Raw genomic sequence first — 13,790 nt, 5'->3', positions numbered from 1 at the left:
CAACCTCTTAAACGGGAATATTCCACAGCGGCCTGATATCTCTGCTCTCATCCCAAACGCGCCCCGCCTCCATGTGTGCAAGAGCCAGTTCGATTTCACGAGCAAAGTCCGAATATTCCGGTAGTGCTGACAAATCCCTATGCCAGCCTGCAATACATTCTTGAAGCACGGACTTGTCGCCTTCATAATAGGCGCGATGGTAACGTTCCGTATTGAATGGCCTCGCTAGCAAGCGGTCGCTGTACCGAGCTGCCAGATAGGCAACATAGAGTGACACCTTCGCGACAAGCGGCGAAACGAGAAAGCTGGGAAGCGTACGGTATTCAAACCCACCATATGGCTGTCTCCGAAAATCCCCCAGATATCCATAACGGGGCCTACGAAGACGCCCCTTGGGGTCTTCCAGCAGCGCCAGCGGCAGAGCCAAATAATTATCCAGGGTCTGAAGAAGAGACAGGGAAAGCGGTACCCCACTGAAATGAATATGGCCCCCGAGCGGGAAATCACCATAAGGCAGAGCTCCTGCCCTCCATGTTAATGAATGATCGGTAATTAGGCTCTGGGCTTGACGCAGAGCTTTTTGCATTTCAATCACTAACTCCTTTGGCCTTGCTCTCGGTAATGGCCTCAGCTCGGCAATGGGGTATATGACCTCACCCCGATAACGAACGGCGTCACTGCCGACTGACCCGCCACGCTCCATAAATTCGGATGCATACACAATATCTCCGTTATCCTTCATCAGCACAAATTCGGGATCCATCCCCATGAGCAGCGGAGGAGTCCAAGGAAACTCACTGTCTTCGTTATGCGCGTGAAAACCTGCCGCCTGTTGGCCTTTGGCACTCATAACGGTTTTATTCCGGCCCGCTTTCATGCGGACACCTTCGACTACATATCTTCGCCCTGGCCGGGCCGTGATGATGACCTCTCCTTCATCCACACCCAGCGTATACAGCGACCGCAGGGCTGCTTTTTCCAATCTCCGATGCAGGCCGTCTTCATATCTCCCGTTCTCGGGATCGGGCTCAAATATCACTTCGCTGCCGCCAAGCTGATAAGAGCGGATCGAGACTGCGGACAACCCCTCGACATGAACCGCATACCTGGCCGTGAAATGCTTCTCCTCAACTGTACTTAAGCCCAGAGAGCATGGTATTCCGGATCTGATCAGACGTGCTTGCGCGAGGAGCACTGCAGCTCCCTTCAATGGTACATATTCTTTTACAGCAACTGGTTCTACTTTAAATTGAGCCATCTCCTAGTCCCCCTGTAAAAAAAAATAAAAAAGAGGGCATCCGCCCTCCGCAAAGCTGCCCTCACTGCATATGCTAAGATTAGAATCATTCCTACAGGAGGGTTATCTTACAGTTCATCCTCCAGACCTTCGTAATCAAGGTCTTCGTAATCGTCGCCTTCGTCTCCCAGGACGTAATCGAATTCTTTGTCTTCGTAGTCGCCATGGTGATGGCTGCATACTTTGACAACGACCTTGGTTTCCGCAATCAGCTCCACCGCGTACTCTCTTTCTACCCGCAGAATGACACTCGTGCCATTCGAGGATACGCTGGCCTCAACGCAGCTCGGCTCCTGTGTCGCTTCAGCCGACACTTCCACCGTGGATGCACGATGCTTCGGATCCAGATAAGAAAGAGGCACGCGTTCTACATACGATACCGTTTCTTTCGCCACATCGGTCTGTGAATTTTTGTCATAGGAATACCAGATGTTAACATCGTAAGTACCAATAACTTCAATTCCGTCTCCGGCGGCAACCGCCTCGTATTGATGGTTTATAATCCAAGCTCCCAAAATACTGGTCGGATTATTAGGCGGAGTCACGGTATGTGTTACGGTAGAGAATTTACGACCCTTGCCGCAGATCGCCTTCGTGATGATTTCTCTACATTGGTGTTTATGACTCAATGACATCTTCGAACCTCCTCCATACAATCATTCCATACATGTGTATGCAAGACATGGGCGAATGTTGAATGAAGTGGTCCAAATAAATTCATATGATGCTAAAAATATCAGATTTTTTTTTGCAAATCCCTAAGCTATACAGCCGAATCCGCGCGCTTCTGCGGTTTTTTCGCCGTGGGTGCCTTATACTTCTTTGAAATATTCAAATAGTATTCCAGCTCATGGCATAACTGCAGGATGGCGGACCGGACCTCGAATTCTTCGCGGGTCGTCGGCAGCTCCATCTCTTTAAACAAGTCCTCCAGCTCAATCAGCAGTCCTTCGGACTTGCCCGTATATCCTTCGGCAATGACATCCTTGCTTAACTGATCGAATATTTCCGCCGTCAGCACGCCATGAGGAAGCCTCTCATACACCTGGGATATCTGATGCATCATGCTCTGGATATTCTCCATCTGTTCCTTCCGCATATAAAAGTAGATGTTCCAGGAGCCGTCCGGGTGAATCATCTGATTCTCCGATGCCCGCTTCGCTTCCTCAATTCCTCTTTCAATCTGCCGGTTAGCCTCAATTAACTCTTTACCGTCCCATATATGTTCGGGATCTCGAAGCGTAAGCGAGAAATGATGGAAAATGACAGAGAAGAGCCCGTCCACCTTCCGGCGAATCTCCATCATCGCTCCCTCGCTGTTCGGCATATAAACCAAGTTCACAAGCATGGCCGATCCGAGACCGATAATCAACAGTTCAATTTGGGTTAGCAAAATGTCCATTCCGATCTCTTTCCCCTGAAACACCCGAAACACCACGACCGAGCTGGTTACGATGCCTTCCTTAAAGTTCGCTTTTGAAATCGCGGGAAATGCAAGCAATATGTATATGGCCAGTACCCAATAATGAAAACCGAGAAAATAAAATAGAATACACGCCAGCACCAGGCCCAGCAATGAAGCGAACAATCTGGACGATATGGAGCGCACACTCCGTTTTCGCGTGACGTCAACGCCGAGTATAGCAAGAAGACCGGCGGACGTAGCCCCCGGTATGTTCAAGGCATCTGTAATTAAGATGGCAAGCAGGCTTGCCGCAGCCGTTTTGATGACACGAAATCCCATGTGATGAAGAGCCTCCAGGCGAGTTGATGATGACTATATATGTTACCTTATATGTTACCTTTCAGGTGACTACATATTATAATGTATCTTCATCCTAGCTTATTTTAATGCCATAAACAACCATGCCTGGGTGGCCTAGACCATTAGATTTTCCAATTAGTGTGACCTTTTTGATTGTTGAGTATTCCAAGTTGTTGTTACCATAGTTCAACGTAGCGAGTTTATTCGAATTCACGAAATGGTAGAGGAGTTATTCATGATGAAAAGAATCGTAACACTAAGCACACGCAAACTGATGGACACTGCAAAACACGGCGGATGCGGCGCATGCCAGACATCTTGCCAATCTGCTTGCAAGACTTCCTGCGGCGTAGCTAATCAGCGTTGTGAGAACGCAATGAACAAATAACAAATGGGCAAAGAAACTCACCGCCGTCCTTACAAGGACGGCGAAGTTGTTTCTGCTTAATAGCAGCCTGCAATTTGTAGTTAAAAGGAGCTTGATTCGCAGTATGATTCACCAATATCAACTGAACGGATACAACATCGTAATCGACACCTATAGTGGCTCTGTCCATGTTGTTGATGACCTGGCATATGAAGTTATTGCGCTTTATGAACATGAAACACCCGAACAAATCCTGTCGCTCATGATGGAAAAACAATATTCAGAAGAAAGCATTCAGGAGACGATCTCAGCGGTCGAGGAACTAATTAAGAATGAGCAGCTTTTTACTGAGGATGCTTATGAGGATCTATCTATTCATTTAAAAGCACGTAAAACGTATGTAAAGGCGCTCTGTCTCAATGTCGCACATACTTGCAATCTGTCGTGCGAATATTGCTTCGCCAGCCAAGGGAAATACAATGGTGATCGGGCAATTATGAGCGTAGAGGTTGGGCAAAGAGCTATCGATTATCTGCTCGAAAATTCTGGCCATCACCGAAACCTTGATATCGACTTCTTCGGCGGGGAACCGCTTATGGCTTGGAAAGTCGTCAAAGAGATTGTAAAGTACGCACGAAGCAAAGAGAAGGAATGGAAGAAAAAATTCCGCTTCACCTTCACCACGAACGGCATGCTGCTCAACGATGAAGTTACCGAGTTTTTAAATCAGGAAATGTACAATGTCGTCTTGAGCTTGGATGGAAGAAAAGAGGTACATGATCGGCTGCGCACAACCGTTACCGGTAAGGGCAGCTATGATTCTATCGTGCCGAAGTTCAAGGAATTCGTCCAAAAGCGCGGAGATCAAGAATATTATGTACGGGGAACGTATACGCGGAACAATGTCGACTTCACCAAAGACATCTTCCATATCGCAGATCTTGGTTTTGACAAAATCTCGATGGAGCCGGTCATCTGTGATCCGCGGGAACCTTATGCGCTTACCGAGAAAGATCTCCCGGAGATATATAATCAGTACGAAATTCTCGCCAAGGAAATGATTGAGCGCACTGAACAAGGCAAAGGGTTTACCTTCTATCATTACATGCTCGATCTCTCAGAGGGACCGTGCATTCAGAAGCGGATCACGGGCTGTGGATCAGGCACAGAGTATCTCGCGGTCACGCCATGGGGCGAATTGTTCCCTTGCCACCAGTTTGTCGGGGATGAAGAATACAGCATGGGCAACATCTGGGATGGCATCAAGCGGCCTGAACTGCAATGCCAATTCAAAGAAAGCAACTGCTACACGAAGCCGGAGTGTAAAGATTGCTGGGCTAAACTCTACTGCAGCGGCGGCTGCCCTGCCAATGCTTTGCATGCGACGGGTTCCATTAACGGAATCTACGAGTTTAGTTGCGACGTGTTCCGCAAACGAATCGAATGCTCGATGATGGCCAAGGTCGCCGAATCAATCCGAGCGATGGAAGAGAGTGAAGTGTAGATAGCGGTACAACTGCACGGTAAGGGAAATTTTCCAATAGAATATTTTAAAAAATGATCCATCTTCATTAGATATTATGACACTAAATTTTCACTAGACATGAACGTGCAAGTGTCCATTGAATATATAAAAAGCCGGATTCCTTAGCGAGGAAAACCGGCTTTTTGAATAACGATTAAATCGTACGTAGTGTCTATTTCCGTTAAAATGTTGGCGGGCGCCCTTATAAGAGGTCCAGGATTTTGTCAAAGACTTGCTTTTCCGCAACCGTATTATGTCCTGACACGCAAAGTTCCATATCCATTTCTTTATACTTTAAAAGAGTCTTGATATAGTCATCTTTTTCACCATAGAGGCTTGGAACCAGCTCCTCCATCGAGTCACCGATATTATCGCCTACATGAATGACCTTTTCCAATTCATCCATAATGCTGATGGAGTCCGCGGTATGACCGGGTGTATACATGATTCTTATTTGGTCATCGGGAAAATAGATCTCTTGTTCGAAAGTTAGATCGGGTAGAAGTTTTTCGGCTTCACCGTCAACAAGATGCCCGTATTTCTGCATCATCTCTTCCCAATGTACATCGATCATGTCCCTGCAGCTCGTGTGAGATAAAATCGTGCAGTTTCGAAACGAGCTGTTTCCCCAGATGTGATCCCAATGGTAATGGGTATTGATGACGATGATGGGCTTGGAATCATGCTTTATGTATTCTTTGACAGGCTCCATGCTCAAAGAGCCCAAGCCTGTATCGATGATGTAGTTGTACCGATTGCCGAGAATAAGCTGAACATTTAAATCCCAACCAGCAGGCTGCCGATACGTAAACAGAATGTTTCGATTCCTGATTTTTTTTATTTCCATTTCGTTTTCCTCTTTCTCCAGTTGTTGATGTTTACAGCTTAAGCACCATCTGATAATTCCCCGGCTCCGCCCGGAAACCGATAAGATCACGGTTAATTCGAAGCATCGGGACGTTCATGGAATCATTATGCGTTCTCAAATAAGGGACTCCGCATGCACGTGCTGTTTGAATGCCGAGCAGCTTTAAGGCAAGCGCGATGCGGCGGCCCCGGTACTCCGGCAGAACGCCGGTATATTCATGATACATCGCCTGCGTCTGCTCGTTCTGCTGCAATGTGACGACACCGATGTAGCGGTCGCCGTCCTTGGCGATATGGATCCATTCCGGGCGCACTCTGCTGTGTCCAATGCTCCATTTCTTCCATTCTTCAAACCAAGGGACATCGCCGGAAAAACCCGGAATATCCGGCTGTGTGACCTTGTAAAGCTCATAGAGCTTTCTTTCCCCGTCTTCTCCCGGCTCATCGGCTAATGTAATGAACTGAATTCCGGATCGCTCTGCCTCTTCGACCGAAACAAACAGGTTGTCGTTGTCAAACGATGCCAGGTCCAGAACAGATTCGAAAATATGGCGCTCCTGTATGTAACCGCGACGTTCGGCAAAAGCTGCCGACAAAGCGTCTGCATCTCTCAAAATAACGGTCAGACGAGAAGCTCTAACCTCTGCCGCCCATTGGTGAAGCGTATCGTACATCGCCTTGCCTACCCCGTTTCCACGGCTTTCCGGGTGTACAACAAGGGTGAGGAATAATTCACCCGGCTCCGTCCAAGGTGCTCTCCAAGCGATAGCGTAAGCAACAACTTGCCCCGACTCATCTTCCGCTACCCATTTGGGACGATCCCATCCTGTCAGCTCGCCCTTCTCATTGTAATCCAGCTTACCCGGAGGGATTTGGTCCTCCTCTTCCTTCAAAAGTTCCGCCGTTACCGGTTCAGGCCAAACCGTATTGAGCAGCGACGCCACCGCAGCAAAATCGTCCGGCTCTCTCATCTTTCGAATTATAAATTTCATCGCTATCATTTCCTCCAAGTTTTCCTAATCGATCTCAAAGAGATTATCCCATACATGGAGGCTTCTTTCAGGGTAAAATATGGATTTATTGAAAAATTCACAGCGGATTTCCTAGCCAAATAAGTTAAGAAGTTCTTCAATTAGCTCAGATAAATTCTTCTCCGTATAAATCTGGTGGGTAAGGGGTTTATTATAGTACATATGCATACCATGCCGGGTGCACATAAAAAAGAACGAATCCCTATGGTGTGGAATTCGTTCTTTCATGCTTTAATTTATTTTAACTTCAACGGGTTGCAAAACCTCACTTGGCTCTTTTTTTAGAGTCAACATGACGATAAGGGAAATGCAGTATAAGGCGGCTAAGTAGATCATGACGACCGTCATATCATAACTTTGAAGAATATAGCCGACAAAGATTGGCGAAAACCCTCCAATGGCTCTACCGAAGTTAAAAATCGTATTTGTCGCCGTACTTCGAATTTGCACAGGATAGAAGCTGCTAATTAAAGCTCCATACCCAGCAAACATGCCATTCGAGAAGAAACCGACAATCGCGCCACCGATTAAAATGGCAACACTTCCAGCAGCATAGGAGTATAAAAACACAGCACATGCAGAGGCAAGCAAGAAGATGCCAAAAGCACGCTTTGCACCAAATCGGTCCATAAACAGGCCGAACGCAAGCATCCCAATAATCATGCCAACCGCTGTACTAATGGTCCAAAGAGCAGAACTTGAAACGGATAAACCTTGAGATTTCTGCAGCATGGATGGCAGCCAAATCATCAAACCATTGTAGCCGGCAATTTGCACCGTTGCCATAATAATCAATGAAATTGTTGTCAGCGATGTTCTAGGCGTTTCAAATAGTTGAGCCAGCTTGCCTTTTTCATGTTGTTTGTTGGTTTCTTTATTTTTTTGGGCAGCCAGCCACTCTGGAGATTCTTCAAGTTTCTTTCGCACAATAACGGCGAAAATGACAGGTACCACTCCAACAAAGAATAAAGCTCTCCATCCCAAGAACGGAAGAATGACAGCACTTAGCAACGCTGCTAAAATAACTCCGTACTGTGCACCTACACTCACATACGAGGAAGCTCTTCCTTGTTTGTTTTTCGGCCAAGCCTCAGCAACGAGAGCCATACCAATTCCATATTCGCCCCCTGCGCCAAGACCTGCGATAAATCTGAAAATATATACTTGTTCAATATTCGCTGCTAATCCCGTTAAAGCTGTTCCAATTGCAAACAACAAGACGGTATTCGCAAACACCTTTACCCGTCCAAACTTATCAGCTAAAATCCCAAAAATAATACCGCCTAGCAGCATGCCGATATTCGTTATGGAAGAAATCAGTCCACCCGTTGCGAAGTCAATGTTAAATTCTGAAATAATCATTGTCATCGCAAAGGAAACAAACATAATGTCCATTCCTTCCAACGTTAAACCAGCTACTGAAGCTACTACTGTCTTCTTACGATAATCCATTCTAGCGTTCCTCCAAATTCTTGATGATAAAACTCTCTTTTAGCGTGTTTGAGGGAATGGATTACACAAGACTTTTCCATTCTCTTTTGAAGCCTCACAGGACTCCCTTTAAAAGAGGTACTTAAGCAAAATAAAAAGCCCTTCTTGCACAGAGGGCAAAAGGGCATGCGAAGACATAGATATTATTAGCCTAGAAATATCACGTAGCCCTTTTCAGCCTCTCTGGACTGTATTAAAGGAAAATTTATTTCGTGATACATACTAGCAAAATAGTGAAGAACATGTCAACCTCCAAACTTTCCAATTGTACACAATAACTATCTTAACAGTATCCCCAACCAAGACCATTAACGCCGCTTTTTTGCATTTCCCTTTCTCATGGTGGGCAAGATAAAGGAGTGCTTCCACATGACTCAATCGTGTAATAGCGTCTTCTCTCTCTTTCCTTTTTCCGGCAACGTCACCAACACCTCTTCCAACGATAAGCGCCTCCTTCTGTATCGCTCTCAACTCAACAACGCTACCATAATTCCCCATTAAAACAAAGAACCCTTCCGCTAGTCGGAAGGGTTCTCTACTCTATTAAAATCACGATCTTTACCTGTGAGAAATTCTGCAAGATTCTCAGCTTGTTGAATACCCAGTTCAGTTAGCCTCGCATCAGGATCCGTTCTATATATACCACCATTTGATACATAGCTGTTGCCACAACGGCGATAATGAGCAGACTCGACAGGACAAGCGTGAAATTGAATACCTGAAAGCCGTACATAATCAAGTAGCCAAGACCCGATTTGGCGACCAGGAATTCTCCGACAATGACGCCGACCCATGCCATGCCCACGTTGACCTTGAGCGTTGACACGATTGTCGGATAGGAAGCCGGCAAAATAACTCGCTGAAACACCTGGCGCTTGGATCCGCCGAAGGTCCGAACGACCTTGATCAGATTGGAATCCACCTCATGAAAACTGTTGTAAACAACAAGCGTGGTCACGATGACCGTGATGGATAACGTAGTGACAACAATCGCGGTAAATCCCGCGCCAAACATCACGATAAATATAGGACCCAGCGCCACTTTCGGCATACTGTTGAACACAACCATATAGGGATCCAGCACCTTGTTAAGAAACGGGGACCACCAGATAAATACGGCCAGCAGTGTACCTACCAGCGTACCAAGCAGGAATCCGACAACTGTCTCCCCTACCGTGATCCCCAAATGCCCCCATAACTCGCCGCTGATCATATTCCCCCATATATTGGAGAATATCTTGGTCGGATAGCTGAAAAGCAGCACGTCAATCCATTTGAATCTGCCCGCCGCTTCCCACCAGATAAAGAATAACAGCAGCAAGCTGAGCTGAACCGCCAGCACGCGTGTGCGGATGCTTTTCTTTCGCTTCATATGCTGTACATAAATATCCTGGAGCCAGCCCTTCGAAGAAGAAGCTGCAGGCTCATCCCTTGATGACATAAGCTTCACTCCTTCCCGATGGTTTGCATTTCGCCCCAAATCTCATGAAACAATTCGTTGAACCCTGGCTCCTTACGAGCGTAGAATGGCTGCGCCCGGCGGATGTTCTCCGGAATATAGAACATGCGGTGAATCCTTCCCGGGTTGCGGTTCAGAAGGATGACCCGATCGCTCATCGCAATCGCTTCGGACAGATCATGGGTGACCAGGATGGCGGTCTTCCCCCGCTCCTTCAAAGTCTCCACAATCAGATCCTCAAGCTGCAGCTTCGTCTGATAATCCAGTGCGGAAAAAGGTTCATCCAGCAGCAACAAGCCCGGGTCCGTAGCCAAGGTTCTTACGAGGGCAACCCGCTGCCTCATTCCGCCAGACAACTGAGCCGGATAGAGATTGCCGCTCTCCCCAAGCCCCATCTCCTTGAGCAAGCTATGAACGTTGCTACGGCTTTCCGGATTTAATCTCTCCGTCAGTTCCAAGCCGATCAATGCGTTATCCATGATCGTGCGCCATGGAAATAAATAATCCTGCTGCAGCATATACCCGACCGCCGGTGACGGTCCGTTTACCGGTTTTCCATTGACGTAGACGGTTCCTTTGGATGGCTGCAGCAAGCCGGCAATGACAGACAAGATCGTTGTCTTGCCGCAACCGCTGGGTCCAACCAGGCTAATAAACTCCCCCGGTTCCGCCTTCAACTGAATTCCTTCCACAGCCAGAGAGGCTTCCCGATCAGTAACATATACGTGAGCGATATCGTTCAATTCAACTACCGGTACCATTGGTGCTCTCTCCTTTCGTTCTATGGATTAGGAGCACTTCATTATTTAGCTTGTTTTGCTTTCTCGGCAAAGCTGTTGTTGACGATCGTGTCAGGCGCTACCCGTTCTTTCAGCTCCCCGGCTTGCTCCATCACGTCCAGCAGATTGTTCCATTCCGCTTCGTCCACGATCGGATCGGTTGCATAGCTGCCTTGCTCTTTGTAACGTTTAACGGAAGACACCACGATGTCGCGGTCGCTATCCTTAAAATAAGGCATGATCGCATCCGCGATATCTTCCGGGCTGTTCGCATCCACCCACTGCTGTGCCTTGTAAAGGGCATTCGTAAACTTCTGCACCGTTGCATCGTTTTTGTTGATGTAGCTCTGCTTCGTCATGAATACGGTATATGGCAGACGTCCGCTTTCAACGCCAAAAGAAGCAACCACCTTGCCTCGGCCTTCTTTTTCAAAGATGGAGGCCTGCGGCTCAAAGAGCTGAACAAATTCACCGGTGCCGGAAGCATAGGCAGAGGCGATATTCGCAAAATCGATATTCTGAATCAGTTCCAGATCCGCGTGCGGATCGATTCCTTTTTTATTCAAGGTAAACTCGCCTGCCATCTGCGGCATTCCGCCTTTGCGCTGACCGAGGAATACTTTACCCTTCAGGTTGTTCCAGTCAAAAGCACCCGATCCGTCTCTTGCCATCAAAAATGTCCCGTCTGTCTGCGTCACCTGTCCGAAGTTAATGACCGGATCTTCTGAGCCCTGTTGATACACGTAAATCGAAGTTTCCGAGCCGACAAGTGCCACATCGATGGCTCCCGACAGCAGTGCCGTCATCGTTTTGTCTCCGCCAGGGGTGGTCTGCAGCTCGACATCAAGCCCCTCTTCCTTAAAAAATCCTTTCTCCAATGCGACATACTGCGGCGCGTAGAAGATCGAGCGCGTCACTTCGCCAATCTTGACCTTCGTAGCCGATCCGCCGCCACCGCACCCGGCAAGCGCCACTCCGCAAACAAGCAGCATGGTTAACGCCAGCCCCCACCATTTTTGACGCTTCATCGTAACCCTCCATTCCCCATTGACCCAATGTTTCTTTTCAGCATATGCAAGCGCCTGCCCAAAGGTTAAATGCCTGATAGAGTATGCTGGTGGATGTTGAGTGGCATTATGGACTGTCCTACCTACAAAAAAAACGCAGCCACTTTGGCTGCGTTTGTCGTGAGTGATAATTAAAGTTTGTAAATCTCTTTATACTTCTCTTCGAGATAATCGGCCAGATAGTCCGGATTCAGTTCTTCTCCGGTGACGCGTACGATAATCTCGGACGGCTTCTCGCTCTTTCCGTACTTGTAAACCTTGTCTGTCAGCCATTCCTTTATCGGAGCCAGATTCCCCTCCTCGATGAGCTGATCGAGGTTCGGCAGTTCTTTGCGCATCGTATGAAGCATCTGAGCCGCATACATGTTGCCCAGGGAATACGAAGCGAAATATCCGAAATCGCCGCCGGACCAGTGAACGTCCTGCAGAACGCCCATTCCGTCATTTGGTGGCATAATGCCGAGGTATTCTTTATACTTCGCGTTCCAAGTCTCCGGCAGATCCTTCACGGCCAAACCTTCGTTAAAAAGTTTCTTCTCGATCTCATAACGAATGATGATATGCAGGTTATAAGTAAGCTCATCCGCCTCAATTCGAATGAGAGAATTCTCTACCTTGTTCGCGGCCAAATAGAAATCCTCGATGTCCACTCCCTTCAATTGTTCAGGGAAATGCTGCTGCAGATCCGCAAAATAACGGCGCCAGAACGGACGGCTGCGACCAATCATATTTTCCCACAGACGGGATTGAGATTCATGGATGCCCATCGAGGTACCGCCGGAGAGCGGCGTACCCGCAAGCTCCTTATCGATATTTTGCTCGTAAAGGGCATGCCCTCCCTCATGCAAAGAGCTGAATACCGCACTTAACACATCATCCGGAAGATACATGGTCGTGATGCGTACGTCACCTGGGTTCAGGCCCGTCGCAAACGGGTGCACACTCTCGTCCAAACGTCCCGCTTCAAAGTCGTAGCCCATTTGCTCCAGCAGGAACAAGCTGAATTTCTCCTGCTGTTCTTTCGGGAACAGCTGTTTCAAGAAGTCCGTTTTCGGCTTGAAGGGCGATTCCTGAATCGCGTGAACTAGCGGTACCAGACGTGCTTTCAGGCGCTCGAAGATGGCATCCACCTTTTCCACTGTTAAATCCGGCTCGTACATGTCAAGGAGTGTGTCGTATCTGGTATTTTTCACACCCCAATATTCAATAAACTCTTGCTTGAACGCAACAATCTTTGTTAAGTAAGGTTCGAAGCCTTCAAAATCGCTGTTCTTCTTCGCTTCCTCCCACTTCGTCTCCGATTGGGCAGCGAGAATGGAATACTCCTGGAAGCGTTCAGGCGGGATGGATTTGCTCTGATCGTACACCTTGCGTACTTCGGCAATCATGCGGCGTTTGCGGTCATCGAGCTGTTCTGCCTGTTTCGGCTCCGCAAAAAACGATAACAGCTGTCCCATTTCTTCCGATATTTGCAGTTTAAATGCTTCTGTGGATAGAACCCCGATCGTTTCCGAACGAATTTCGGTTCCCTTGCGTGGAGCACCCGTCCGTAAATCCCAATGAAGTAGGCCAATAGCTTCGTAATAACTCATGATTTTGCGAACCAATCGATCAAATTGTTCCCATTGTGGTAAATGTTGTACTGCCATTCCGGCACACCTTCTTTTTTTTATAATAGGATTCTTCTATACTCTATTGATGATACTTTTTACAAGGTATATAATCAACTTCCAGAAAGAATAAATAATAATATACATATAAAGGAGTGTCAGGATGCCGTGAAAATTCAACTCACCCCGCAAGCAGAGCTGAAGCTGAAGGACAAACTTGGGGACAAACCGGGCGCAATCAGGCTGATCTATGACACGGAGGGATGTGGATGTGCCGTCAACGGCTTCCCAGGCCTGCGTATTGTAGATGAGCCGACGATGGAAGATATCGCTATCGAGACAGGCAGCCCGGTGCCGTTTATCATGAACCGCAAGCAGGCCGTTTTTTTCGAAGAGAAGATGAGGCTCGACGCCGATCCAGCCACCTACTCCTTTCGCCTGGACAGCAGCGGACAGAACTACGGTACTAACATTCAAGTATTAGATGCCAGAGCATAAGAACAACAAATAAACAATAGATACAAAGGAGAGA

The 13,790-nt window shown here is 47.5% G+C and carries 13 protein-coding genes; 3 read left to right on the top strand and 10 right to left on the bottom strand.

Annotation, left to right across the window (positions count from 1 at the left end; genetic code table 11):
* Positions 1-7 precede the first annotated feature (7 nt).
* The 3 genes from NYE54_RS13380 to NYE54_RS13370 form a co-directional block, all read right to left on the bottom strand.
* On the bottom strand, positions 8-1,258 hold the full coding sequence (locus NYE54_RS13380) for a hypothetical protein (protein ID WP_339272349.1): 1,251 nt from the start codon (positions 1,256-1,258) through the stop codon (positions 8-10).
* A gap of 107 nt (positions 1,259-1,365) precedes the next feature.
* Positions 1,366-1,932 carry an outer spore coat protein CotE gene (locus NYE54_RS13375; protein WP_076321128.1) on the bottom strand — a complete coding sequence of 189 codons (567 nt, stop codon included), beginning with the start codon at positions 1,930-1,932 and terminating at the stop codon, positions 1,366-1,368.
* A gap of 128 nt (positions 1,933-2,060) precedes the next feature.
* Positions 2,061-3,041 (bottom strand): aromatic acid exporter family protein, encoded by a 981-nt coding sequence (locus NYE54_RS13370; protein WP_076321127.1) that lies wholly within the window; start codon positions 3,039-3,041, stop codon positions 2,061-2,063.
* A gap of 259 nt (positions 3,042-3,300) precedes the next feature.
* Between NYE54_RS13370 and scfA the strand changes: the two genes are divergently transcribed.
* Positions 3,301-3,450 (top strand): six-cysteine ranthipeptide SCIFF, encoded by a 150-nt coding sequence (scfA, locus tag NYE54_RS13365; protein WP_076321126.1) that lies wholly within the window; start codon positions 3,301-3,303, stop codon positions 3,448-3,450.
* 103 nt (positions 3,451-3,553) lie between these two features.
* Positions 3,554-4,933, top strand: coding sequence for a thioether cross-link-forming SCIFF peptide maturase (gene scfB / locus NYE54_RS13360; protein ID WP_339272346.1), 1,380 nt, complete (start codon positions 3,554-3,556; stop codon positions 4,931-4,933).
* A gap of 223 nt (positions 4,934-5,156) precedes the next feature.
* Here scfB and NYE54_RS13355 read toward each other — a convergent pair whose 3' ends face one another.
* From NYE54_RS13355 to NYE54_RS13325, 7 genes are all read right to left on the bottom strand, one after another.
* Positions 5,157-5,801 carry an MBL fold metallo-hydrolase gene (locus tag NYE54_RS13355; RefSeq protein WP_339272344.1) on the bottom strand — a complete coding sequence of 215 codons (645 nt, stop codon included), beginning with the start codon at positions 5,799-5,801 and terminating at the stop codon, positions 5,157-5,159.
* Positions 5,802-5,832: 31 nt separating this feature from the next.
* Positions 5,833-6,813, bottom strand: a complete 981-nt coding sequence (locus NYE54_RS13350; protein ID WP_339272342.1) for a GNAT family N-acetyltransferase — start codon at positions 6,811-6,813, stop codon at positions 5,833-5,835.
* 270 nt (positions 6,814-7,083) lie between these two features.
* Positions 7,084-8,304 (bottom strand): MFS transporter, encoded by a 1,221-nt coding sequence (locus NYE54_RS13345; protein ID WP_339272341.1) that lies wholly within the window; start codon positions 8,302-8,304, stop codon positions 7,084-7,086.
* Between the two features lie 649 nt (positions 8,305-8,953).
* Positions 8,954-9,784 (bottom strand): ABC transporter permease, encoded by an 831-nt coding sequence (locus NYE54_RS13340; RefSeq protein WP_339272340.1) that lies wholly within the window; start codon positions 9,782-9,784, stop codon positions 8,954-8,956.
* 5 nt (positions 9,785-9,789) lie between these two features.
* Positions 9,790-10,563: an ABC transporter ATP-binding protein gene (locus tag NYE54_RS13335; protein WP_339272338.1), complete on the bottom strand. Its 774-nt coding sequence runs from the start codon at positions 10,561-10,563 to the stop codon at positions 9,790-9,792.
* 41 nt (positions 10,564-10,604) lie between these two features.
* The gene (locus tag NYE54_RS13330; RefSeq protein WP_100536439.1) at positions 10,605-11,609 is read right to left on the bottom strand and encodes an ABC transporter substrate-binding protein; all 1,005 of its coding nucleotides are present in this window, start codon (positions 11,607-11,609) and stop codon (positions 10,605-10,607) included.
* A 170-nt stretch (positions 11,610-11,779) separates the two neighbouring features.
* Positions 11,780-13,297, bottom strand: coding sequence for a carboxypeptidase M32 (locus NYE54_RS13325; protein WP_339272335.1), 1,518 nt, complete (start codon positions 13,295-13,297; stop codon positions 11,780-11,782).
* Between the two features lie 129 nt (positions 13,298-13,426).
* Here NYE54_RS13325 and NYE54_RS13320 point away from each other — a divergent pair, with 129 nt between their 5' ends.
* Entirely contained in the window at positions 13,427-13,756 is a 330-nt protein-coding gene (locus tag NYE54_RS13320; RefSeq protein ID WP_339272334.1) for an iron-sulfur cluster biosynthesis family protein, read from the top strand.
* Positions 13,757-13,790 lie beyond the last annotated feature (34 nt).

The organism is Paenibacillus sp. FSL K6-1330 (assembly GCF_037976825.1).
Lineage (GTDB): Bacteria > Bacillota > Bacilli > Paenibacillales > Paenibacillaceae > Paenibacillus_AQ.
The sequence above is the reverse complement of the archived record's forward strand: the minus strand, read 5'-3'. Positions and strand labels throughout refer to the sequence as shown.

What these genes read in the sequence shown, in the direction of transcription:
- NYE54_RS13380 (WP_339272349.1), bottom strand. Translation starts at nt 1,258, where the DNA reads ATGGCTCAATTTAAAGTAGAACCAGTTGCTGTAAAAGAATATGTACCA.
- NYE54_RS13345 (WP_339272341.1), bottom strand. Translation starts at nt 8,304, where the DNA reads ATGGATTATCGTAAGAAGACAGTAGTAGCTTCAGTAGCTGGTTTAACG.
- scfB (WP_339272346.1), top strand. Translation starts at nt 3,554, where the DNA reads ATGATTCACCAATATCAACTGAACGGATACAACATCGTAATCGACACC.
- NYE54_RS13350 (WP_339272342.1), bottom strand. Translation starts at nt 6,813, where the DNA reads ATGAAATTTATAATTCGAAAGATGAGAGAGCCGGACGATTTTGCTGCG.
- NYE54_RS13325 (WP_339272335.1), bottom strand. Translation starts at nt 13,297, where the DNA reads ATGGCAGTACAACATTTACCACAATGGGAACAATTTGATCGATTGGTT.
- NYE54_RS13330 (WP_100536439.1), bottom strand. Translation starts at nt 11,609, where the DNA reads ATGAAGCGTCAAAAATGGTGGGGGCTGGCGTTAACCATGCTGCTTGTT.
- NYE54_RS13335 (WP_339272338.1), bottom strand. Translation starts at nt 10,563, where the DNA reads ATGGTACCGGTAGTTGAATTGAACGATATCGCTCACGTATATGTTACT.
- NYE54_RS13370 (WP_076321127.1), bottom strand. Translation starts at nt 3,041, where the DNA reads ATGGGATTTCGTGTCATCAAAACGGCTGCGGCAAGCCTGCTTGCCATC.
- NYE54_RS13340 (WP_339272340.1), bottom strand. Translation starts at nt 9,784, where the DNA reads ATGTCATCAAGGGATGAGCCTGCAGCTTCTTCTTCGAAGGGCTGGCTC.
- NYE54_RS13355 (WP_339272344.1), bottom strand. Translation starts at nt 5,801, where the DNA reads ATGGAAATAAAAAAAATCAGGAATCGAAACATTCTGTTTACGTATCGG.
- scfA (WP_076321126.1), top strand. Translation starts at nt 3,301, where the DNA reads ATGAAAAGAATCGTAACACTAAGCACACGCAAACTGATGGACACTGCA.
- NYE54_RS13375 (WP_076321128.1), bottom strand. Translation starts at nt 1,932, where the DNA reads ATGTCATTGAGTCATAAACACCAATGTAGAGAAATCATCACGAAGGCG.